The organism is Tunturiibacter empetritectus (assembly GCF_013410875.1).
Classification (GTDB): domain Bacteria; phylum Acidobacteriota; class Terriglobia; order Terriglobales; family Acidobacteriaceae; genus Edaphobacter; species Edaphobacter empetritectus.
In genome coordinates, this window is record NZ_JACCCU010000004.1 from 59,443 (window position 1) to 81,240 (window position 21,798).

The window sequence follows — 21,798 nt, forward strand, 5'->3', positions numbered from 1 at the left end:
TTCTCTTATATCCAAGCAGCGAATCCACGGTCGTGAAAACAATGAACAGCTGCTTCAGCAGTGTTTGATATCCATAGCTTGCTTCCATTGAAAACGTAGTGCTCACCATCTTTGCGGGGCGTTGTTGTGAGTCGAAAGCATCCGATCCCGAACTCGCTTCGCTTAGCGCATAGAAACAGACCAGGTCAGTCACAATTCGAGGAAGGTGGTGTTGCTTCCGCGCGTTTTTAGAGTACTGCAAGAGTGCATTCACAGTCAGTGTGTTTTGTACGTCGGCCATCACTCCGACCGCAGGTCAACGGCGGAAATTTCCTGAATGGTGAGAATCGAACTAAAGAATGAAGCGCCCACACCGCCGAACTCTTCCGGCATTTCAATCCCCATCAGGCCTTGATCGAAGAGCTTTTTCACCAAGGCGGAATCAATCTTCTGTACCTCATCCATAGAATGCACCCAAAGGCGCTATCTCTTTCCGTGCGAAATTGCGCACGGACTCTTGAAGCAACTTCTCGTCCTCGCTCAAGACAGCCTTGAGTCGTGTGTGTTGTCAATCATAGTGGCCTGCTTTCTTCTGAATTTGGTAGTGTCGAAGCTTCCGCTCAGGTGTGCTGACTAGATAGTTGCGATTTCGGGTCAATACTCTCCATCGCTAGCCCTGTATTCGCTTCTCTTTGCCATTCCAAAACTGCTCTCGGAGCTGATATTTCAGAATCTTACCCGTCCCTCCCTTTGGGAGTGGTTCCTTCTGGAGGACAAACTGTTTCGGAAGCTTGAACTTAGCTACTTGCTTACCCGCCCACTCAAGCAATTGCTCCTCGGTGATCGTGGAGTTGTTTCGTGTAACAACGATTGCGACTGGCACCTCTCCCCACCGGGGGTCCGGAGCGGCGACTACGGCGCACTCGACGACGTCGGGATGTGCCTGAATCACATGTTCCAATTCAATTGATGCTATGTTTTCTCCACCACTGATGATGACGTCCTTCTTCCTGTCTACAACCTTAACGCAGCGTTCTTCGTTCCAAACTGCCATATCTCCGGTGCGTAACCAACCGTCCACGATGGCATCTTGGGTCAGGTCGGGCTCGAGGAAGTAGCCATCCATGATGTTGTCTCCACGTACGACAATTTCTCCGACGGAAGTACTATCCTGCGGAACATCAGTTCCAGCATTGTCGATGATGCGGACCTCTACGCCAAGACTCGGCCAGCCCGCCGATGCAGCAAATTGCCGCCGGCGTTCATCATCTGGAAACGTCATTGCGCTCTTCTGCCGTGCAATGCTGACGACGGGCGATGTCTCGGTTAAACCGTAGCCACCCATGATTGCGCAGCCAGGGAATAAGGCTTCGAGCTGCGCCACCAGTTCGGGCGATGCGGCTGCACCACCGATGATGATGTGTTTGAGGCTTGATAGATCGAACTTCGTGCGTTCGGGGCAAGCAACCAAAGTTGCCGCCATGGTGGGGACGAGGATCGTGAACGATGCTTGTTCTTCCTCCATGAGACCGAAGACAGCTAGTGGGTCGAAACGTCTAACCATGACGTGCTTGAAGCCGCACATCGTCGCGAAATGGGGGAAGCCCCAACCGTTCGCGTGAAATAACGGGATCGTGTGCAGAATGACCTGGTTATCGCTGTGGTCGAGGCAGCCCGCAAGAGCCAATGCATGCAGGTAGAGGGATCGATGAGATAACATGACGCCCTTTGGGCGGCCTGTGCTTCCACTTGTGTAAAAGAGTTCGGCAATACTTGTTTCGTCCAGAGACATGAGATTAGGTAGGGGCACAGGCTCCAATGCCATTAACGTCACAAGCGACGGACGGTCATCCAAGTCTTCGTCGATGGGGATGAAGCGGCAGGCGGGTATTGCTGTTCGAAGGAGCTCGATAGTAGGACTGAAATCTTGTTCATAGAACACTAACCGAGGTTGAGAATGCTTAAGAATGACTTCAAGCTCACTCCGATGAAGGCGAACGTTGAGAGGCATAACAACACCTCCTGCTAGGGGAACGGCAAAGTAACTCTCAAGCAATACGTTGCTATTGAAACTGAGAAATCCTACACGGTCGCCCGGTTGTACTCCTTCGGCGAGGAGACCTGCGGCTATTCGACGACACCGCTCGACGAACTCCGCATAGGTATATCGGCCATCCCCGGAAACCACCCCAATCTTGTTGGGATACAAGTCCAAAGCCCGCAGTAGGCAACGAAGCGGTGTGAGTGGGATATGCATGTTGTTTGGGGTCCTCGGTCGTTCTTGTATTTACGGACAATATTTGCTCGCCCACTGGGTTCGAATCAAGTCAATTTCAGCTAAGGAGCTTCGCTAACTCAGCAACAACAGGCTTAGGGTTTCCGTCAAAATCGACGATGGAGGCATTTTCTGTGCACGGAAAAGAATCGTGCCCCATCCAGATAATCAAACCGCCGCAGGCCGGAAAGCGGGACAGCACCGATCGTAGCGCGATCGTCAATGCCGCTTCCTGCCGGGCGTTCATCCATGCGACGAACTCTTCGAGATCTCGTGGTTCACGTCCTTTCTCTTTCGCGAACTTCGGCCAGTCGATCCACCAGGATTGGCGTGCCCATAGAGGATTTTCGCTCGTGCCCGGCACTTCAGGAAGATCTCCCTTATATTTCCGGATAATGCTGACGGGACTCGTCGAGGGCGCACCCATTTCGGAATGAAACATGGCGTCGTCTCTGGCCCATAGCGTCGTCCACTCCCCCTCCGGTAGGCCGTCGAGATTCCACGGTCCGTGCACATCCCAGAACACGCCCTTGCCACAATCCTGGAGACTAAACACACCCACGGGCCCATACGGGTTCGTCGCAAGAAAACGTCGGCCTGAGTCTTCGCGCGCGACAACTTCAGCCATTCTTACGACGGCTGGATGATTGCGGATGGTCAGCGTAGGCTGATTGCTCTTCACGCCATTTTTGTCATCCTGCAATTCGTTACCACCGCACCAGAGAAGAAGCGATACATGATGCGCTCTGCGTTCTATATATGACTGAGCAATTTTGCCAAGTTCATCCACACTGGCCGGGTCGTCCGGCGGGTAATTATCCAGCCCTGAGCTTGAGAGAGGAAACTCCTGCCAAACTAACAGCCCTAGTTCGTCGCACAAGTTGTAGAAGTTTTCTTTCTCGAGAACGGCACCGCCCCAGACGCGTACCAGGTTCATACCGCAATCACGATAAATGTTCGCTCGCTTGCGGTAGTCTTCCTCTCGAACATCGGCAAAGTTAGGGCGGATCGGCGTCCAGTTAACGCCGAAGAGAAACACGGCTTTCCCGTTCACAACACAAAGATAGGGATCGGCCGTGTCTGGCGCCCCCTTCGTTCTCCGCCACTCAATACTCTTAAAACCGACTCTTCTGGACTGACGCTCTAGCAAACGTCCGTGGTCATCTAATAACTCAACTTCCAAGTTGTAGAGCGATTGTGGACCCATACGATTCGGCCACCAGAGATCGACTGGTAGTTCATTCCATTGCAGGCCGCTACTGGAAAAGTCTGGAGCGTTGACCTCTACAGTTCTCAACTCGCGTGCGCGGTCCGTTAGCGTGATTCGAACCTTGCTGCCTCCATGAACACTGCCCCAGACCTTTAGCTTGCCTTTGCCGCTAGCAAGATCGACATCGGAAAAGCATCGGAGTGTCTTAATCTCCGCGCCATGAGTGATTTCAAGCGTGACGGTGTCCCATATGGCCGTCTGCACGATGCGGTTGACCCAATCCCAACCAAAGTAGAATCGTGGTTTCCATTCGTTCATGCGCGACGTGTAGCCAACCTGTCCAAGCCAGCGAGGGCCCGGTGTCAGCCGAATGGAAAGCACATTGCCAGAAGGTTTGAGCGCAGAGGTCAGGTCGGCGACAACTGGAACAAACGAATTCCGGAAAGAAGCTACCGTTGTTTTGTTCAGGACTATATCGCCAGCATAGTCAAGGCCCGCGCAACGAACGCGTACTTGCTGACCGTTTTGCAGCCATTCATCAGGGATGGCTACCTCATAGATCCAGTCACGATTTTCAAGCCATTCGCACTTTCTCGCATTCAGGCCAACGTTCCAATCTTCGATGATGCCGGCTTTAAGCAAGGCGGCCTGCACGGATACCGGGATGGAAACGGTAAGTGGTCCAGCATCAGGCACGGCAAAGCTAGCGTCATCGTGGGTCTGTGCAAAGTTGCTGTAAAACGGAGAAAGACCGATCAGTTTCCAGCTCAGTTGTGACAGATCGTAAGTGGTTTTCATGGAAGGCGACTGCGAAAGGGGCCGCTCCTGCAGAGCTTCGACCAGAGAAGCTGCGTGCGCAGAAACGCCGGCTGAAAGTGCGCCAATTGCACCCAACTTCAACAACTCTCTTCGGCTTAGCTGAGATTCTTCGTGAGACAAATCAAACTCCTTGGTTTTTTGCTCCGGATTCGAAGGACCAGCATTTTCTGTGAGTCAGCTCTGTTACTGCGGAATAACTGGCAGAAGGATTGCCGAGGGATGTTCGCTGTCATGAAAGATCGCGTTCGTCGCCTTGATCGGATTCTTTTCCTGATCGAAGTTGGCTCCGGTGTTCGGGTTGGAATCGAACCGGGGACTATTGCTGCTCGATACTTCTACGCGCAAGCGATGGCCGGGCAGAAATACGTTGCTGGTAGGGCCGGCAGCCACTGTAGCTTTGTAGATCTCACCAGGCTTCAGCGGCTCAGGCTTCTCCATCGAGTTTCGGTAACGCAACCTCAAGATTCCGTCGGTAAGATTTTTGGCGTAGCCGTCGGGACTTACATCCACGACTTTAACCGTGAGATCGGTATCCACGGCGGATGAACGCACATAGACTTCGGCCTGTATGTTTCCTGTCACCTCAAAGTCGTTCTTGAAGGACTCTGAGGTGTAGACGAGGACATCGGGGCGCTGTTCGATTGAGCGTTGATCAAACGCACCACCTGGTGGTGTTGGGGCGCAGCAGAGCCCTCCACCCTGAGTTGAAACAGGATTTGAGGGGTCATAGACATATTGATCGCTTGACTCTTTCTTCGGTGTGGCGGGACTCAAGGAGCCATCGCCGGTGAGTGAATTCGCCTTGCCGCCCGAGTGCAGGTAGTAGCGAGTGCTCTGTGCTCTCGCAAGAGGCCATGCGTCTTCTTCGCGCCACGAGTTCTTTCCCATGACGAAAAGCTTTACGGGCTTTTCGGTCTTGAACTGGTTCGCTGTTCCCTTCAAGATGAAGTCATACCAGTCAAAGACGAGCAACGGATTAGGATTGGCCGTAGGGCCGAAGTCAACATCGCCGGACTTCGAGGAAGCCATTCCGTGCGTCCACGGGCCGATGATCAGCCGTTGCTTTGCTTGCACTGCCGGATTGCCATGCTTGCTGACGCTTTCGTAGTCACGCAAGGCACCCGAGATGAAGACGTCATACCATCCACTCAAGTAAAGGCCTGGCGCAAGTATCTTTTCTGGCCGCGTGTCGATCGTCATCAGCTTCCAATACTCGTCATAGTCCGGATGCAAACGCCAGTCGCGATAGAAATCTACCGAGTGAAGGTCGGCAGGTGGTTTCTGTGTCACGGGATCAGCTGAAACTCCACTCACCCAGCTGTCGGTCACATTTTTTTCTAACGCTCCTCCCTGATAGATAACGCCTTCGTGAAAATTTGAGGGCACCATCCACGGGGTGATGGCCACCAGGTGAGGAGGTGATGTGACAGCAGCTAACACTTGCGTGATTGCTACGTAGGAACCACCCCACATCACTACCCTGCCGTCGGAACCTGGAAGCGATGCGGCCCACTCTACCGAGTCGTAACCGTCAGAACCTTCGTTCTGGAACGCGTACCAACTTCCTTCCGAAGCGAATCGTCCACGACAATCCTGAACAACCGTGATGTACCCGTGCGAAGTGATGAGACGGGCGATAGGGTCTCCAGCCGCTTTACCATACGGTGTACGAACCAGGACAACTGGATATTTTCCATCGCCTTTAGGACGATAGATATCAGCCTGCAGCCTAATACCGTCTCGCATCGTTGCCGGCATGTTATGGTCGACGACGAGATCTCCGGCGTTTTGTGCCGCCGCGATGGACACGGTTGCACACAGAAACGCGAAGACGCACCCTGCCCAGCTATGTCGTGTCATACATCCTCTTCCCTATTGGCCTTTAGAAAGCCAGCTTCAGTCCAAATTGAATGATCCTTGGAGACACAGTTGTTGAACTGATGTAGCCAAAAGTCGGAGAATCAACCGTAGCGTTTGGCGCACCAAAATTGGCCCAGTTGAAGAGATTGAAGGCCTCCGCACGAAACTCCAGGCGAATCGCTTCGTGTATCGGAGTCTCCTTGATCAGCGAGAAATCGACATCCTTTTGGCCCGGGGTCCGAATAGGCAGTCCCCGCCCCAATTGGCCGTAGTCCAACGGGCCAGGCAATAAAAAGGAACTTCCTGGCTTAGGCATATCTGTTCCTGGCGTCAAGCCCGGAGACTTGAAGTAGTGTGTCAATCTGTTCTTGTTCGATCCACTGCCTTGAAGATTAGCTAGTGTCGCGCCGGGGATCAAATCCGGCGTCAGGTATCCGTCCGAAATGACAGCACTGTAGATTGCCTGCGACATAAGAAAGGTGATGGGTTGGCCTGACTGAAAAGTCATAATGCCTGCTGTCTCCCACCCCCCGGTAAATTTTTCAACGAACCCGTGCCGGTTCTTGAGAGGATCGGGAAGCTGATAGACCAGGCTGGTTGTCGAACGTGTTTTCCGGTCCCAGTCCGATAGACCCCAGTGATTATTAAGGTTGTTGTCTCCAGGCGGCTGCGCGTTACCTGCGCCACCACTCAAACCTCCCGAGCCTGCACCTGGGGCACCTGAGTTAAGGGAATTGTTGTCCGCCGATCTTCCGAACGTGAACGCTGAAAGAAACTGCAGACCGTGGCTCATACGTTGGTTGAACGTGAGCACAAGCGCGCTGTACTTGGAACTACCATTGAACCTATCCAGGGTTAAGCCACGATCTGCAATAACGCCCGCAACTGGTACACGATCCTGAATATTCGCGTAGGTATTCGTCGTAATTCCACGGATTGGATTCGAAGGGCTAGCGATGTCTGGCTGATTTGCCGCCAGCGCGTTGAGCAATCTCAGTCCATGCGAACCCAGATAGGCGATTTCAACGACAGAGTTTTTTCCGAGCTCCCGCTCAATGGAGAAATTGAACTGCTGTACGTAGGGGTTTCGCGCGTTTGGATCTAGCACTTGGTTGTAATAGCCAGGAGTTCCGCCAGGGACATATTGACGAGGTTGCCATAAGGGGAATTGATCATCGGCCGGCAGGTTCAAGACATCGAAGGGATCCTGCAGCGTAGGAGTAGGTTGCCCGACGAGCTGCTCAACGTCATTGAAGGGAATTCCGTCGGCCTCATTGTCGGCCGCAGCAGTGGATGAGCGGGGATAGAAGAGCCCATAACCCCCACGCACGGACCAATGTGCCAACGGCTGCCACGCGAAGCCAACGCGCGGACCGAAGTTCTTGAGGTCCTCTCCTTTCACGAGCGTATTACTCTCGAGAGCTACCCCACTGGGAATGGTCTTGCCCGGATGAAGTCGAGCATAGTCCCGCGCCAAAGTGTACCCAGTATAGGACTGAGAGGCGTTGGGGATGCCAAAGGCCCCCTCTGCAATGAGTGAAGGATCAAACCCTGCGATCCGACCTTCAGTATCGTGCGGCCATGCGAAGTAGTCCCACCGCAAGCCGACATTCAACGTGAAGTTTTTAGCAAGCTTAAAATCATCCTGAGCGAAATAACTCATGTCGTTGAAGCGGTAAGATTTAGCGAAGCTCCCGGTGGCCCCCGCTGTATCGATGATATTGCTGTAAGGAAAGCCTATTGAGGCAAGACCATTTTGAGCAGCACTCTGGCCTAGAAGGAAATCCTGGAAGGTCTCCATCAAAATGGCGCCAGGTTTTCCGGTATTCGAATCCTGAGGCAGTTGGTGACGAGTATATGACCCGCCAAAGCGGATGTTATGTCTCCCGATAACCTTCGAAACAGTGTCTGCGATGATGTACTGATTCTCGGAGTTCGCGGCGTATACCGAGTTGGCGCTTGCCGATATCCCGGCCTGAGCTATGAGGAACCAGGGAAAGTAGGAACCACCATCCGGCAAAGGCTTGATCCCTACGTCCGATGCACTAATGGGGTCCTTGGCATTTGTGACCAATGCGACCCGCAGGAATGCAGCGCGTACCTCATTCACGAGCGTGGGCGAAGCAGTGAACGTATGCGACAAAGTAAAGTTTCGATTCTGGTTTTTTGCGACGCTGGTAAAGCCGGGCAAGTTCCCGAGCAATGAATTTTGATTGATGTTTGCCGTAAAGATTTTGGCTGATAACAGCTGGCGATTTGAAATCTGGTAATCAAGGTCAAGCGCGTATTGATCCTCGTTGTAGTGGCCGGGAAGGCTGAAACTAGCGTTTGAGTACACCTGGCCGTCGCCTGCACCACCCAAGCCGTCGCTCAGGGCACTGGCTGGAAACGATGGGAACAGATACTGGCCATTCGGTAATTTCGCTTGCAGAATGTTGATAGCGACCGGATTGATGTTCGAGCCGTCGGTGCGAACGCAATTGATTCCCGCAGCACAAACTCCGGCGGGATAGCCGACTCGTCCGCCATAGATTGCACCCAAAGAGGAGATCAAGCTTGCTGTATTGCTGCGATCCCCTGCGGGTAGCAACGGGTAAGATGGCAATGTATAGACAAACCCCGGCGAAGCCCCATTGATTTGCCGAGTCCCTTGATAGCCAAAGAAGAAGAAAGCTTTGTTTTTTATAACAGGGCCGCCAAACGTGCCACCGAATTGATTCTGACGCAGAATCGGCGTCTTGTTTCCGTTTCCAGCCTCTATCTGCGAGCCTTTGTAGAAGTACTCGTTTGCATTCAGCACGTTGTTGCGAAAAAACTCAAACACATTGCCATGAAATTTATTTGTGCCACTCTTCGTGACGAGGTTCACATTAGAACCGCCCGCCTGGCCGTATTCGGCCGAGTAGAGGCTTGACTGGACCTTGAACTCCTCGACTACGTCTGGCGATGGAACCGCAATAAAGTAAGCACCCCCCGTCACAGCGGCGACTGCATTCGTCCCATTGAGATTGATGCTGTTGTCATAATATCGGCCACCAGCAACGGAGAACCCTTGAGTGCCATTGCCGAAAGCTGCGGCGACCGGCACATCCGTTACCACACCGCCCTGTAGGGTGAGAAGTTGGGTGAAGTTCCGGGTCGATAGGGGCAACGACGAAACCTGGTTACTATCGAAGACGTTTCCTGTGGTCGCAGACTCTGTTTGCAACAGCTCCGTCTGATTACTAACCGTCACGATCTCGGTCACGTCCCCTACGGCAAGTGCTACCTGTCCCAAGCTGGCCGTCTCCGTCACGAGCACGACGACGGGTTGCCGCACTAGCTTCTTGAAGCCTTTCGCCACCACTTCTACCCGATAGCGTCCTGGCTCAACGAGAGTAAAAAGAAAGATGCCGTCTGCCTTACTCATCGTGGAGCGAGTGGTGCCAGTATCCAGGTTCGTTTCGGTTACGGTAGCTCCGACTACGGAAGCGCCACTGGGGTCGAGCAAGGAACCGGTGATTCCTCCTTTGGCTCCCTGCGAATAGGCCACATTCATTCCTGCCAGGAAGACCAGCACAAGCTGGAGTATGGCGTGCAGGACATGCCTGTAGCGCTCCTCCACAACCTTTCCCATCTCCAGTGCTTGCCTCATGTTCCTCCCCTTTTCTAGGTGCCAGTGCGGGATCACTAGAAATTTCGCAGCGTGTGGCTGTCAAATATCTGCTCAATAGATTGAGGGGTTTTCTGTCGTGACGTAGTCTGCAACATCATTGACAGTCCGGCACTCGTGGTGGCATCCTCGCAAGGATTTCCTTAATAGACTGAACACGCGGTATTTGTGGAGTTACCCAGGTGACTTTAAGAGAAGTTTCAACCCGTCGGAATCGAGCAGAAAGGACAGATCTCGGTACGTCTCTAGATCGCGCGCTTGCTATTTTAGAGATGGTTTCAGGAAACGGCGGCGGTACAACAAATGCAGAACTAGCTCGTCGCCTATCGATTCCCACGAGCAGTTGTTCCTATGTGCTACAACGATTGGAGAGGACCGGGTACCTGACAAGGTCAGAAGAAACTCGGCGCTACGAGCTGGGAATTAAAGTTCTCGGCTTGGCGCACGGTGTGCTCCGCGATACAGGATTGCCGGGAGCAGTGGATTCAATTCTTAAAGAGATTGCGGAGAAAACTGGCCAGGCCGTGATTATAGCCATTCTTTGCAAGGATCGCATTACGATTTTGAGAAGAACAGGACTTCCCGAACTGAATGGTGTCGATTTCGAAATGGGATCCAGTTTCCCGGCACATGCGACCGCAATCGGAAAAATGTTGCTCGCGCGGCTTTCAGATGCTGATCTGCGCGAACTTCTCGATTCACAGCAACTCGTAAAGCGATCGCCGAGAACGATCAACTCCAAAGACGACTTGATGCGGAACCTGGTGGATATCCGGAGGCGTGGCCACTCGACGAGCAACGGCGAACTGTTTATGAGAATCCGAGGGCTGGCGGTGCCTATCATGGATGACGCCGGGCAAACCTGCGCCGGGCTGACAGTTGCAGGTCCTCGCCTGAGACTGGATGATGACGAAGCCATCCGAACTATTCACGATGGCGCCGCAATGATCTCAAAGCGATTGCGAGAGACAGCCGAGCATAGGCGATCCTTGAATTCGCCCTTCGATGTACTTACAGCACTACGGCATTTCGCTGCGGATCGGATCATCTAAGGACTCACCTTCAAGACGCCATCGCCACAGTTGACTCTCGATCTCCAAGTCAGGAAGCCCTCAATACGGTCGATCGCGATGGATCATCTGTCTCGCACCGGAGCATCGAGAGAAAAGTTGATGCAGGTGGGCAAGCTGCCATGCAAGTTTGGCCGGGAACATAACAGGATTGTTATATGGTTCGTTCTGAAAGACGCTCATAGCGGAAGAGACCGGGGCGGCCCCGATTTCTTCCCACAAGACGTCTTCTAAGGGCCTAGGCTTGATTGCTGAATCCAACCAAACCCATGAATCATCTTCACTGGAAGAGGCACGATGGTAAAGGGACAGGTAGTTGCAATTACAGGGGCGAGTAGCGGCATCGGAAAAGCTACCGCTCTTGAGTTGGCTCGCCTGGGAGCAAAGCTTATGTTGGGCGCACGGCATGAAGAAGCTCTTTTGCAAGTAGCCGAAGAAATCCGCGCTGCCGGAGGCGAGGCCGTGTACCGCATTACGGATGTGAGCAGGCGTGAGGACCTTCTGAAACTCGTACACCTTGCCCAGGAGACCTTCGGTCAGCTCGATGTTCTGTTCAGTAATGCCGGTGCCATGCCCATCGGACCATTCGACGAGCTTGCCGTCGATGACTGGGAGACGATGGTGGACGTTAACATCAAAGGCGTGCTCTTCGGGATCGCTGCTGCACTCCCCGTCTTCCGTCAGCAGGGCTCCGGGCACTTCATTCATACGGCATCGACGGCTGCCCGTAAGACGGTTCCGAATCAGGTGGTATATTCAGCCACCAAGGCGGCGGTGCTGGCTCTTTCCGATGGCCTCCGTCAAGAACTTGCAGGCCAGATACGCGTCAGCACTATCTTGCCAGGATTCACCGACACCGCCTTCAGCGAGCATGTGAAAAACCCTGAGATGAAAGCGCAGATGCAAAAGGCGGGAGAAAAGTTCGCGATGTCACCCGAGACTGTGGCTAGAGCCGTTGTTTATATACTGGAACAGCCCGAAGGAGTAAATATCGGTGAGGTAACGCTTCGTTCGAAGGCGCAGGCATGACGTTTATTGCAGCTGTAAATACCGGCAAACGCGCTGCATGGCAGTTGAGATGTGGCCACCGCTGAAGAATTAAGCCCATGCCATCCGGCAGGACTGAGTTTCGGGGCTAGCGTCCTGGAGGCGCGGGGACCATGACGGCGCCGGGGTCGACTTTGGGGATGCCGAAGTGTCCACTGAGATGGACGAGGTCGAGGGGGCGAAGCTCGCAGGCGATCTGGATGACGCTCATATCGCGCGCAGAGCGGTTGATGACGGTGACTCCGGTGATGTCGGCGCCTGCAAAGTGGAGCCAGAGATCGGTGACGGTGTTGCGGGGCTGGGCGGTGTTAGCGGAGTTCTGGTTGGCGTTGACGAGGTGCTTCCAGCCGGCGGCGTTGTAGGAGGCGATGATGGCGTCCATTGCTTCGGGGGTGTAGAAGGCGGGGCGAGGATAGCGATAGTTATCGATCGAGATGCCGGTGAGAGCGGCGGGAGCGCGGTTGGCGTCGAGGCCGTTGGACTCAAGGAGATTCTGGGCGATCTGGATCATGCTGCGATCGAAGCTGAAGGAGGTGTGGGTGGCGGGCTGGTCGGCGAGGTTCATAAGCGCGCCCTGGAGGTCGAGCGGCGGGGGCGGCGGCGGGCCAGTGGGTGGTTGCGCGATAGCCACAGCGGTGTAGAGGGCAAGGGTGAAGAGGACGGGACGCAGTTTCATGGATGTCTCCCTCATGGATAGGACCCGGATTTTGGCGGGGAGTTCTCCCCGGTGCACCTATTATTTGCCTGTTGGGGTGAGGGTGCAAGTTTCGGGCTTTGCGGCTGGCTCACTCAGGAGATGTCCTGCCGGACGAGCGCCCTGCGCGGACGGCGGTCACTTCGTGACTTGTATACCCCTTCGGTTGGCGCTCCGTTATTGCGGTGGGCGGGGGGAGAAGTAGCCTTTTTGGGCGCGGACTTTGTAGCGGGGGTCGTTAGCCTGGAGGTAGATGGTGCGGAAGGAGCCGTCCATGCGAAGGCCGGCGGGGCGGTAGACCAGGTGATACTGGCTGCGCAGCTCCTCTTCGATGTTGTGGAAGCCGATGGCTACGTCTTCGAGCTTGGTGGGGTAGAAGGCCTGGCCGCCGGTGGCGTCGGAGATGGCTTTGAGGACGTCGTCACCCTTGTCTTTGCTGGGGCTGATGTTGGTGGAGATGGTGTAGACGATGGTGTCGGCGCGCTGACACATCTTGATGGCGTCGGACTCCTGAACGCGGGAGTAGTTGTCGTCGCCGTCGGAGACGAGGATGAGGGCGCGACGGACGGCTCCAGTCTCCTGGAGTGGAAGCATCTGGTCTTTGCAGGTTTTGTAGAGGGCGTCGAAGAGGGCGGTGCCGCCGCCAGGACGGAGTTTGCGAATGCCCTGATTGAGGAGATCGACGTTGTTAGTGAAGTCCTGAGCGACGTCGGTTTCGATGTCGAAACCCTCGACGAAGGCGCGGTCGTTGAGGTGGAGGATCTGGAGGAGGAACTCGATGGCGGAGTCCTGCTCGAACTGGAAGCGCTGGCGGATGGAGCTGGAGGTGTCGAGCATGATGCCGACGCGCAGGGGGAGGTTGGTCTGCTGGGTGAAGCGGAGGACGGCGGTGGGAGGACGGCCGTCGTCGAGGAGGCCGAAGTTTTCGCGCTTGAGGCCGGTGATGAATTTGCCGTGCTTGTCGGTGACGGTGAAGATGAGATTGACTTCGTTGACCTGGACCTTGATGGTGTCGACGGGCTGGTCCAGGGGGGCGTTGGCTGGGGGTGGGGCGGCCTGACCTGGGGTTTGAGTCGGCGTAGTTGCGGGGGACGTTGTCGTGGAAGTTTGGGTTGTTGGGGGCGGGGTCGCTGTCAACTGAGGTGTGGAGGTGGGCGGCTGCGGCGTCTGGGTCGCAGCTGTTGGTGTGGCTGGCGCGGGGGTGGATGGTGTCCCTGGTGTTGATGACGGCCCCGGGGTAGTCTGCGCATGCAGGATCGGTGCGGCCAGGAGGAGGGAGAGCAGGGCAGATCGTAAAAAGGCGGGGAGTTTAATGCTTAAGGCAGGGTTCATTCGGTTGGGCGCGGTCACTCGGATGATTTTACTCAATTGCGGACGAATTGGTGCGAATTGCACGCAAAAACGACTCTAGTTCGACAGGGAGAGGTGCGGCGAGATCCATCGGTTTGCCGGTCTGGGGGTGGGTAAAGGAGAGATGTGCGGCGTGGAGGAAGTTGCGGGTGAGGTTTGTCTCGGGCGGCAGGCCGGGGATGGCGTGGGGCGCGCCGTAGAGGGTGTCGCCGACGATGGGGTGGCCGAGGGATTGGGCGTGGACGCGAATCTGGTGGGTGCGGCCGGTCTCGATGCGGACCTCGACGAGGGTGAAGGGGCCGTGTGGGGTGGTGAGGCGTTCGAGTACGTGGAAGTGGGAGACGGCGGTGCGGCCATCGGCTCGGCGGGTGGTCATGCGGCTGCGGCGGATGAGGTCGCGGGCGATGGGGAGGCTGACGGTAGTGTCGTCTTTTTTGAGGTGGCCGTGGAGGAGGGCGACGTAAGTTTTGGTGACCTGGCGGCGGAAGAACATGTCGCCAAGTTTGCGGTGGGTGCTGTCGTCTTTGGCGACGAGGATGAGGCCGCTGGTGAGTTTGTCTAGGCGATGGACGATGCCGGGGCGGAGGTCGCCGCCAACGTCGGAGAGCTTGGCAAAGTGGAAGAGGAGGGCGTTGACGAGGGTGCCGCGGTTGCGGGCGTCGTCCGTAGAGCCGGCTCCGGCGTGGACCATCATGCCGGCGGCCTTATCGATGACGGCGAGGTACTTATCTTCGTGGAGGATATGGAGGGGAATGTCCTCGGGGACGGCGTGGAGGGGCGCGGGCTGGGGGGAGCCTTCGATCTCGATGGATTCGCCGCCGTGGAGCTTTTGTTTTGGCTTGGCGGGATTGCCGTCGACGCGCACCTGGCCGGCTTCGATGAGGAGCTGGACGCGGGCGCGGGAGATGTCGGGGAGGGCTTGGGCGAGGTAGAGGTCGAGTCGAAGGTTGGCGGCGGCAGGGTCGGCGGTGAAGGTGCGGATTGCGTCGGAGTCTTCTTCGACCTCGTCGAATTCGAGGACGGACACTGGGGGTGGGGCGGTCTCTTCCACACCGCGGGTGGCGCGGTACTCGGGTTTTACGGTGCGGCGGCGCTGGCCCTTGGGGAGCATGTTCTTAGACGGCATGGGTGACCAGCTTTCTTGGCAGCAGCAGGATGACGGCCGCTACAACGATCATACCGAGGGCGATCCACTGGATGGGGTCGAGGAGGATATAGGCGGAGGTGGTGGTGTAGGGGTAAGGTTGGCGGAAGAAGGTGAGAAGGAACTGGAGGGTGCCTGCTGCGACGAGGGCTATGGCGACGGTGTCCCCTGGCTGGCGGCGGTGTTTGAGTTGGCGGAGAAGCAGCGGGGTGAGGATTGCTGCAGCAATGGCGGCGTAGAGGGCGACGGGGTGGAGACGGATGTGGCTGGGTGGAATTCGGATGCCCCAAGGGAGGGTGGTAGGGAGGCCGGCGTCGCTGCCTTCGGCGAAGTGGCCAAGGGCGAGGAAGGCCCAGACGAGCGAAGCGCACGGGCTCCAGGCGTCGAGGGTGTCGAGCAGTGGGAGGTGGCGGATGCGTAGGTAGATTAGAGTGGCTGCGAGGGTGAGTTGGATGCCTGTGGCGGTTAGGAAGGGCACGATGAGTAGAAGGATGGGGTAGGCGAGGAAGTTGTGGAGATTGGTGGCGATGAGAAGAATGCGGGAGAGAGTGAAGGCAGAGAGGAGGGTGAAGAGGCCGGCGTTCCAGAGGCGGTCGGGGTTGAGGCCGACGAGGGCGGCGGTACGGAGGCTGAGTGTGAGTGCGGCCATGAGGCCAAGTGCGGCGAGGACGCCGAAGGTGGGGAGGAGGAGATGGCCGGAGTGGAAGAGGTAGGGGTGCACGTTCTGGGTGGTTTATTTTGCTGCTGGTGCTTCTGTTTTTTGGTGCTGGACGAGCGAAAAAGAAAATATAGATGTTCTTCGACTGTGAACTCACAAAGCGCGTGATTCACTTCGCGCGGACAACCCCTCTGATTTGTTCCTTCAGACTTATGGGAAGGAGCGTTTCCTCTGGAGTAAAGCTGCGTGGTGCCTGCATAGCGCGTCAGTGGAAGGAGAGTTGCGTGCCTTCGTTTTAATAACTCACGGTGATTTGCGGAGTGTGAGAGAAGAAGACCGACCCACTGGGCCGTACGTCGAGTCGCTGGTGAACCCGTCTAAGACGGCGGGACCCTGCCGTGGTTCTTTAGGCGTTCCTGACTGGAGGACAGCACACCGAACCATGTATACGAGCCAGGCCCCTGTTCAATGAATATTGGTTCAACCAGCGTGGGTCGCGTACCTGCTTTGCAGGCCGGTTTCTTAATTTGGATGCTATCGGGATGTGGGGAGATTCGCAACTCGATGGGCGGTGAAACCGCTTAACTCTAGTTTCCCGAGTGGCTTGCGGGTTGTGGCTGCGGAATCGATTTCGCGCGGGCGATGAGTTTTTTGAGTTTTCCTTCGACATCTGAGCCGGAGCCAAGCATTTCGGCGGTGAGGACGCCGTCTGAGTCGATGGTGAAGTAGTGAGGGATGGCTTCGACGCCGAATTCTTTGCTGAGAGAGTGGTCGGCGTCGCGATACTGGACCCAGGTCATCTCATTCTTGTTGATGAAGTTCTTCCACTTGGTCTCGTCGGAGTCCCAGCTGACGCTGATGATGACCAGCGGCTGACCGGTGAACTCTTTTGCGATCTTCTTGACGTGCGGAAGCTCTTCGTTGCAGGGGCCGCACCAGGTTGCCCAGAAGTCGATGAGAACGACGCGGCCGCCCATGGCGTCGAGGTTGAATTTGGAGCCGTCGAGCGCGGTGACCTCGAAGGCAGGGGCCATCTTGTGGAGGACGAGAGCTGGGTCTTCGGCGAAGTGCTGGGCGCGGAGATAGCTGGGATCATTCGGGTTGATGCAGGCAAGGCAGCTTTTGAACTGATCTCGGGCGGCGTCCATGTTGCCGAGATAGGCGAGTACTTTGCCATCAAGGTAAAACGCGGGGGCACTCTTCGGGTTATCGGCGATGGCGGCTTTCAGGGCGGAGTCGGCGGCGTGCATCTGGTCGGGTTTGTGTTTGTCGCCAGCTTGGAGAATGAGGGCGTAGCCGCGATTGACCTCGGCACGAGACTTCGTCTCTGGTGTGGTCGCGAGGGCTTCGAGGGAAGAGGCGGTAGCGACGGCGTCTTTGTAGCTGCCAGTTTTCAACTGTAGCGAGAAGATTTCGTTGAGGGTGTCGGCGTCTTTTCCGTCTGCAATTTTGTTGGCTTTTTTGTAGGCGTCAAGCGCGAAGGAGAGCTGCCGGTGCTGCGCGAGTTGTTTGCCTTCGGCGATCGCAGACTGGAACTTTGGATTTGATTTGTAGTCTGCGGAGAGTTGTTCGCCTAGAACAGGCAGAGAGAGGAAGCTGACAAAGAGAATAGTGACAGGAAACATGCATCTGCGCATCGAAGGGCTCCGGAACGATGATGGTGGCGCACCGATCATTACAGGCCAAGGTCTTGCGCTCAAGTTAAAAACACGGAGGGAGCCGGATCATACGACGTTGCGCTGATCAGCCGACTTTGCGGTCTTCGAGGAGTTCGTCGAGGAGGTGGGATAGGTTGCCGGCACGGGAGCGGAGAGATTGCTGGGAGTTCTGGAGGCTGCCGGCTAGGTTGTCGCTGCGGTCGCGGGCGCAGCAGAGCTCATCGGCGATGTTGAGGGCGGCGAGGACGGCTACGCGGAGCGAGTCGACGGTGTTGCCGTGGGCGGAGACGGCGCGCATCTTGGCGTCGACCATGGCGGCAAGACGTTCTATGTAGACGGGGTCGGTGCCGCGGAGGTGATAGATCTGGTCGTAGATTTCTACGGCGATGGACTGGCTCTGCGCGGGCTCAGGGGTGGGTGATTGACTGGCCTGGGCTTCGCGTGTCTGAGCTTCGAGAGTCTGGTTCATCGGGTCTCCTTGGGGGTTAGAGGAGTTCGTCCATCTGCTGGAGCATCTTTTCGACGCGCTGGCGGACGGCTTCACGCTCTTTGGTGAGGGTGGTGAGCTCGGATTCGACCATGGTGGAGAGGGTTTGCTGCTCAGCTAGCTGAGCGCGGAGGGTGGCTACTTCGGCTTCGGCGGTGGCGCGGGCTTCGCGTTCGCGCTTGACGACTTCTACGGCGCGAAGGACTTTTTGTTCGAGGGCCTGGAATTCATCGATGCTGATTGAGGAGGTGCTCATATTGTCTTCAGTATAGACGGCGGAGACGAGGATATTTGCTGGGGAAAAACGGGGTGGAATCTATTTGGGTGCGGATTATTTTCGGGTTGTGGCGGAGTGGCTGTTTTTCAGGGGTTTTTGCGATTTTGGGTGGTTTTGATGTGGTGGATTTGTGGTCTGGGTGTGGTGATTAGTGTGGCTGAGTATGGTTTTTCGCCGTCATGTTTTCGGCTGCGAAAAATGTGACAGGGTTTTGGGATTTATTTTTTGGCTAACTCAGATTCCGCTCAAGTGCCCGTGTCGCTACGTCACGAACATGCGAAGGGGCCGCACATTGCGCCTAAAGTCATCATCGCATAGAGGAGTGCTCCGGCATTGGCGGCAAGTCCAACCCGGCGACCCCAGCCCGATCCGAATAGCGAAACGACAAGCAAAGCCAGTGAGCCGTAAAAACTGACACTCCAGAGCATATTCAATTCGCGCGCATGCTGAAGCCGCTCTTGAACGTGCACATCTATAAGGGGTGCGGCATATCGTTCATAGATGAGGAGGGCGACACCGAACAAGAGAAGGCCCAACGCGCGCTGCATGCGATGCCAATCCTACGTCTCCAGACAGCGAAGTTTGGGTTCCTCATGCCGCCATCCTCTCCCGCATAGACTATGTTTTCGATAACAACTATTTTGATGTTTCGTTTGCGCCGTCGCGGATGGTGCCGCCGAGTGCGGTGAGGGCGGCTATGATGCGGGTCCACCTGTTGGTGAGCTCGTCTTCGCGGAGGGTGCGGTCGTTGGACTGGAAGACGGTGCGGAGGAGGAGCGAGTAGACGCCGGGATACTTCTTCTGGTCGCGCCATACTTCAATGGGCTTCAAGCTTTGCAGCTCGGGAATGGCGAGGGCGTGGATGGCGTCGGAGACGGTTTGCCATTGGGTCGCGTCCGGGAAGACGAAGGAGAAGTCGCGCTCGACGGCCTGGTAGCGGGAGAGATCGTGGGCAGTGATTTTTTTGAGGGGGAGCTCGTAGAGGGCAGCGAGGTTCAGTTGCGCGAGGTAGAGGGGCTGGCGGAGTTTGCGAGCTTCTTTTTGCGTGTGGACCAGTTCGCCGAAGTGGGCGATGGGGCGGTTGTTTACGAGCGCTGTTGCGCTGCGACCTGGCTGGAGCCACGCTGGGGCTTCAGGTGTGAAGGTGAGCGACTGTGCGGACGAAATGCGGGGGTCTCTCCGCTCCGGCGGCAGAAGCGCCGCCTCCGGTCGAGATGACGACTCTTTTTCTGACGCTAGAGCGCGGGGTGGAAAGGCGTCTCTTGCCGCGTTCAGGTCGAAGAGGGAGAGGAGGGATTCGATGGCACCCTTGAGCTCGAAGAAGGGGGCGTCGGCGGCGACTTGGAGTGGGGCCGTGGGTTGTGGCGAGGCGGTGGTGAGGCCGAGGGAGAGCTGCGGAATCTCGTGGACGTCGGAGATGAAGGCGCCGTCGGCTGGGATGGTGCCGGTGAAGATCTGGCCTTGCTCGAAAAGGCGGACCTCGCGGACGTCGCGGTTGAGGTTGTGAGCGAGCATGGTGACCATGCCGGGGACCAGCGAGGGGCGCAGGAGGGAGGCCTCTTCGGAGAGGGGATTCTCCATTGGGACCGGGATCGTTGCTGCGGTTGGGGAAGGCGGATCGCTGTCGCGATGGCCCACACGTGACGGTGAGGCTGCCACGTGTGGGGCACCCGGATTCGGACTCGAATTGGTGGCGATGTTTGAAGAAGACGGTTCACTTTGCGAATAACCCACCCTTTGCGATGAGACCGCAAAGGATGGGGCACCCAGTTCTTTGGCTTCTAGTTCTTTAGTTTCCGGTTCTTTGGCTTCCGGTTCTTTGACACTCGATTCCTCGTCCGTTTTCTGGGCAGGACCTGTGGCCGCGTAGAAGAGGTCGGAGTCTTGCTGGGAGGCGAAGGTGCTGGAGATGGATTCGCTGAAGCCGAGGGCCAGGAGGCGGGTGCGGACTGCCGCTTCTTTCGCATGCGTGGGTTGGGTGAGGACTACGCCCGGTGCGGGGAGGGTGTTGGCGAAGCGGTTGTAGCCGTAGACGCGGGCGACCTCTTCGATGAGGTCGATCTCGCGCTCGAGGTCGAGACGCCAGCTGGGGAGTTTGGTGGAGTAGACGGCTTGATCGTCACGCAGACCGTGGAGGAGGAGCTCGCAGCCTAGCGAGGTGAGGTACTGGGCGACGATCTCGGATGTGATGCCGTGGGGGGCGATCGTCTGGCCTAGGTGGCGTTGAACTTGTTTGACGGAGAGGTCGATGGGGGGGCGATTGGCGGTGCGGGCGGCTACCTCGGGATCGATGAGGTCGATGAGTTCGCCTTCGGGCTTGCCGTTTTGTTGGCTTGCGCCGCCGCCGCTTTGGGCAACTCCACTGTTCAGGATGAGCTGGGTGACGAGGGCGTTGGCGATGGGAGCGGCGTTGAAGTCGGCCCCACGCTCGAAGCGGTGGGAGGCGTCGGTGTGGAGGCCGTGGCGGCGCCCACTGCGGCGGACGGTGGCTGGGTCGAACCAGGCGGCTTCGACGAGGATGTTTTTGGTCTCGGGGGTGATCATGGAGTCCCAGCCGCCCATGACTCCGGCTAGTGCGAGAGCTTTCTTTTCGTCGGCGACAACGAGGTCGTCGGCTTCGAGGGTTCGGTCGGTGCCGTCGAGGAGTTTTAGCTTTTCGCCTTTGTGGGCGAGGCGGACGATGATGCCGCCTGCGATCTTGTCGAGGTCGAAGGCGTGGGTGGGATGGCCCATGCCGAGGAGGACGAAGTTGCTGGCATCGACGGCGTTGGAGATTTGTTTCTGGCCGAGGAGGGTGAAGTAGTCGGCTACCTGGGCGGAGCTGGGGGCGATGGTGACGTTACGGATAACCTGCGCGGTGAAGCGGCCGCAGAGGCCTTTGGCTTCGGGGGCGATGCGGACGGAGAAGGGGGCGTCGACGAGGGTGCCGATGGGGAGTTTGGGGTTGAGGGGGGCCAGCGGCAGGTTGTAGATGGTGGCGGCCTCGCGGGCGATGCCGTAGTGGTTCATGGCGTCGACGCGGTTGGTGGTGATGTCCATCTCGAAGAGGTGGCCGTTGGATTTGCCATTGGCGGACGCGCCGAGGGAGTGGATGCCTTCTACGGCGATGCCGCGGAGGGTGAGAGCTTCGGCGAGTTGGTGATCATCGACCGGGATGTTGGGGACGTAGGTGCGGAGCCATGGTGTGATGATGTTCATGATGTGAGGCTTTTAGTCTAACTGTTTTGGCTTATGCAGACTGAAGGGCCACGGGTGCCTAATTATCTTGGCGGCAGATTCAGGCATAGCGACAGGAATAGCAGGGGACACGAAGACAGTGACGTGCTGAATATCACTCTTTTCGATCGGCTTCGTTTCCATGCCGTCAGGCTGGATTTGATATCGGACGATGATGGGACAGTTCCGTGGGCCGCCATATTCATTGGCGCGGAGTCCTCTTACATAGGTTGTCGCAGGAATTGTTAGTGGTTTAGGGCCGCTGAGAACTTCGACTTTTTCGACCTCGCCGCTTTGCTTGAAAGAGACTAGGGCGTGTTCACGCTATCTGAGGGCTTCGACGATGAGGGCGAAGTTGAGGAAGCCGATGAAGAGCACGTCGAGTTTCTCGAACCTGGAGAA

At 56.7% G+C, this 21,798-nt stretch carries 16 protein-coding genes and 1 other RNA gene; 2 read left to right on the plus strand and 15 right to left on the minus strand.

All coding sequences use genetic code 11. The features are described 5' to 3' along the window. Nucleotides 1–279: 279 nt before the first annotated feature. From HDF08_RS21890 to HDF08_RS21225, 5 genes are all read right to left on the minus strand, one after another. Complete coding sequence (locus HDF08_RS21890; RefSeq protein WP_257031332.1) at nt 280–444, minus strand: acyl-CoA dehydrogenase family protein; 165 nt, start codon at nt 442–444, stop codon at nt 280–282. A 205-nt stretch (nt 445–649) separates the two neighbouring features. Continuing rightward, nucleotides 650–2,236 (minus strand): long-chain-fatty-acid--CoA ligase, encoded by a 1,587-nt coding sequence (locus HDF08_RS21210; protein ID WP_179640701.1) that lies wholly within the window; start codon nt 2,234–2,236, stop codon nt 650–652. Between the two features lie 76 nt (nt 2,237–2,312). After that, nucleotides 2,313–4,364: a glycoside hydrolase family 2 protein gene (locus HDF08_RS21215; protein ID WP_179640702.1), complete on the minus strand. Its 2,052-nt coding sequence runs from the start codon at nt 4,362–4,364 to the stop codon at nt 2,313–2,315. Between the two features lie 102 nt (nt 4,365–4,466). Next, on the minus strand, nt 4,467–6,143 hold the full coding sequence (locus tag HDF08_RS21220; RefSeq protein ID WP_179640703.1) for a CocE/NonD family hydrolase: 1,677 nt from the start codon (nt 6,141–6,143) through the stop codon (nt 4,467–4,469). A 22-nt stretch (nt 6,144–6,165) separates the two neighbouring features. After that, nucleotides 6,166–9,777, minus strand: coding sequence for a TonB-dependent receptor (locus HDF08_RS21225; protein WP_179640704.1), 3,612 nt, complete (start codon nt 9,775–9,777; stop codon nt 6,166–6,168). A 200-nt stretch (nt 9,778–9,977) separates the two neighbouring features. On the opposite strand from HDF08_RS21225, the gene HDF08_RS22315 reads away from it, so the two are divergent. Then, the gene (locus tag HDF08_RS22315) at nt 9,978–10,847 is read left to right on the plus strand and encodes an IclR family transcriptional regulator (protein ID WP_179640705.1); all 870 of its coding nucleotides are present in this window, start codon (nt 9,978–9,980) and stop codon (nt 10,845–10,847) included. Between the two features lie 315 nt (nt 10,848–11,162). Further along, entirely contained in the window at nt 11,163–11,894 is a 732-nt protein-coding gene (locus HDF08_RS21235) for an SDR family oxidoreductase (RefSeq protein ID WP_179640706.1), read from the plus strand. Nucleotides 11,895–12,000: 106 nt separating this feature from the next. On the opposite strand, the gene HDF08_RS21240 is transcribed toward HDF08_RS21235, so the two are convergent. The 10 genes from HDF08_RS21240 to HDF08_RS21280 form a co-directional block, all read right to left on the minus strand. Beyond that, nucleotides 12,001–12,588 carry a hypothetical protein gene (locus HDF08_RS21240; protein WP_179640707.1) on the minus strand — a complete coding sequence of 196 codons (588 nt, stop codon included), beginning with the start codon at nt 12,586–12,588 and terminating at the stop codon, nt 12,001–12,003. Between the two features lie 195 nt (nt 12,589–12,783). After that, nucleotides 12,784–13,938 carry a VWA domain-containing protein gene (locus HDF08_RS21245; RefSeq protein WP_257031333.1) on the minus strand — a complete coding sequence of 385 codons (1,155 nt, stop codon included), beginning with the start codon at nt 13,936–13,938 and terminating at the stop codon, nt 12,784–12,786. Between the two features lie 28 nt (nt 13,939–13,966). Continuing rightward, nucleotides 13,967–15,082, minus strand: a complete 1,116-nt coding sequence (locus HDF08_RS21250) for an RluA family pseudouridine synthase (protein WP_179640708.1) — start codon at nt 15,080–15,082, stop codon at nt 13,967–13,969. Beyond that, nucleotides 15,072–15,821 carry a prolipoprotein diacylglyceryl transferase family protein gene (locus tag HDF08_RS21255; RefSeq protein ID WP_179640709.1) on the minus strand — a complete coding sequence of 250 codons (750 nt, stop codon included), beginning with the start codon at nt 15,819–15,821 and terminating at the stop codon, nt 15,072–15,074. The genes HDF08_RS21250 and HDF08_RS21255 overlap by 11 nt, the downstream gene beginning before the upstream one ends. Before the next feature lie 271 nt (nt 15,822–16,092). Further along, a non-coding RNA gene (gene ssrS, locus HDF08_RS22340) (6S RNA) lies at nt 16,093–16,277 on the minus strand. A gap of 68 nt (nt 16,278–16,345) precedes the next feature. Continuing rightward, a complete protein-coding gene (locus HDF08_RS21260; protein ID WP_179640710.1) occupies nt 16,346–17,395 on the minus strand; it encodes a TlpA disulfide reductase family protein in 1,050 nt (349 codons plus the stop codon). Nucleotides 17,396–17,501: 106 nt separating this feature from the next. Beyond that, a complete protein-coding gene (locus HDF08_RS21265; protein WP_179640711.1) occupies nt 17,502–17,885 on the minus strand; it encodes a cell division protein ZapA in 384 nt (127 codons plus the stop codon). 16 nt (nt 17,886–17,901) lie between these two features. Continuing rightward, nucleotides 17,902–18,159: a hypothetical protein gene (locus tag HDF08_RS21270; protein WP_179640712.1), complete on the minus strand. Its 258-nt coding sequence runs from the start codon at nt 18,157–18,159 to the stop codon at nt 17,902–17,904. A 287-nt stretch (nt 18,160–18,446) separates the two neighbouring features. Then, nucleotides 18,447–18,728 carry a hypothetical protein gene (locus tag HDF08_RS21275; protein ID WP_179640713.1) on the minus strand — a complete coding sequence of 94 codons (282 nt, stop codon included), beginning with the start codon at nt 18,726–18,728 and terminating at the stop codon, nt 18,447–18,449. An 88-nt stretch (nt 18,729–18,816) separates the two neighbouring features. Then, nucleotides 18,817–21,378 (minus strand): phenylalanine--tRNA ligase subunit beta, encoded by a 2,562-nt coding sequence (locus HDF08_RS21280; protein ID WP_179640714.1) that lies wholly within the window; start codon nt 21,376–21,378, stop codon nt 18,817–18,819. Nucleotides 21,379–21,798: the final 420 nt, after the last annotated feature.

Coding starts and splice junctions, on each gene's coding strand:
- HDF08_RS21260 (WP_179640710.1), bottom strand. CDS start 17,395: ATGCGCAGATGCATGTTTCCTGTCACTATTCTCTTTGTCAGCTTCCTC.
- HDF08_RS21270 (WP_179640712.1), bottom strand. CDS start 18,159: ATGAGCACCTCCTCAATCAGCATCGATGAATTCCAGGCCCTCGAACAA.
- HDF08_RS21265 (WP_179640711.1), bottom strand. CDS start 17,885: ATGAACCAGACTCTCGAAGCTCAGACACGCGAAGCCCAGGCCAGTCAA.
- HDF08_RS21250 (WP_179640708.1), bottom strand. CDS start 15,082: ATGCCGTCTAAGAACATGCTCCCCAAGGGCCAGCGCCGCCGCACCGTA.
- HDF08_RS21280 (WP_179640714.1), bottom strand. CDS start 21,378: ATGAACATCATCACACCATGGCTCCGCACCTACGTCCCCAACATCCCG.
- HDF08_RS21225 (WP_179640704.1), bottom strand. CDS start 9,777: ATGAGGCAAGCACTGGAGATGGGAAAGGTTGTGGAGGAGCGCTACAGG.
- HDF08_RS21235 (WP_179640706.1), top strand. CDS start 11,163: ATGGTAAAGGGACAGGTAGTTGCAATTACAGGGGCGAGTAGCGGCATC.
- HDF08_RS21890 (WP_257031332.1), bottom strand. CDS start 444: ATGGATGAGGTACAGAAGATTGATTCCGCCTTGGTGAAAAAGCTCTTC.
- HDF08_RS21245 (WP_257031333.1), bottom strand. CDS start 13,938: ATGAACCCTGCCTTAAGCATTAAACTCCCCGCCTTTTTACGATCTGCC.
- HDF08_RS21220 (WP_179640703.1), bottom strand. CDS start 6,143: ATGACACGACATAGCTGGGCAGGGTGCGTCTTCGCGTTTCTGTGTGCA.
- HDF08_RS21210 (WP_179640701.1), bottom strand. CDS start 2,236: ATGCATATCCCACTCACACCGCTTCGTTGCCTACTGCGGGCTTTGGAC.
- HDF08_RS21275 (WP_179640713.1), bottom strand. CDS start 18,728: ATGCAGCGCGCGTTGGGCCTTCTCTTGTTCGGTGTCGCCCTCCTCATC.
- HDF08_RS21240 (WP_179640707.1), bottom strand. CDS start 12,588: ATGAAACTGCGTCCCGTCCTCTTCACCCTTGCCCTCTACACCGCTGTG.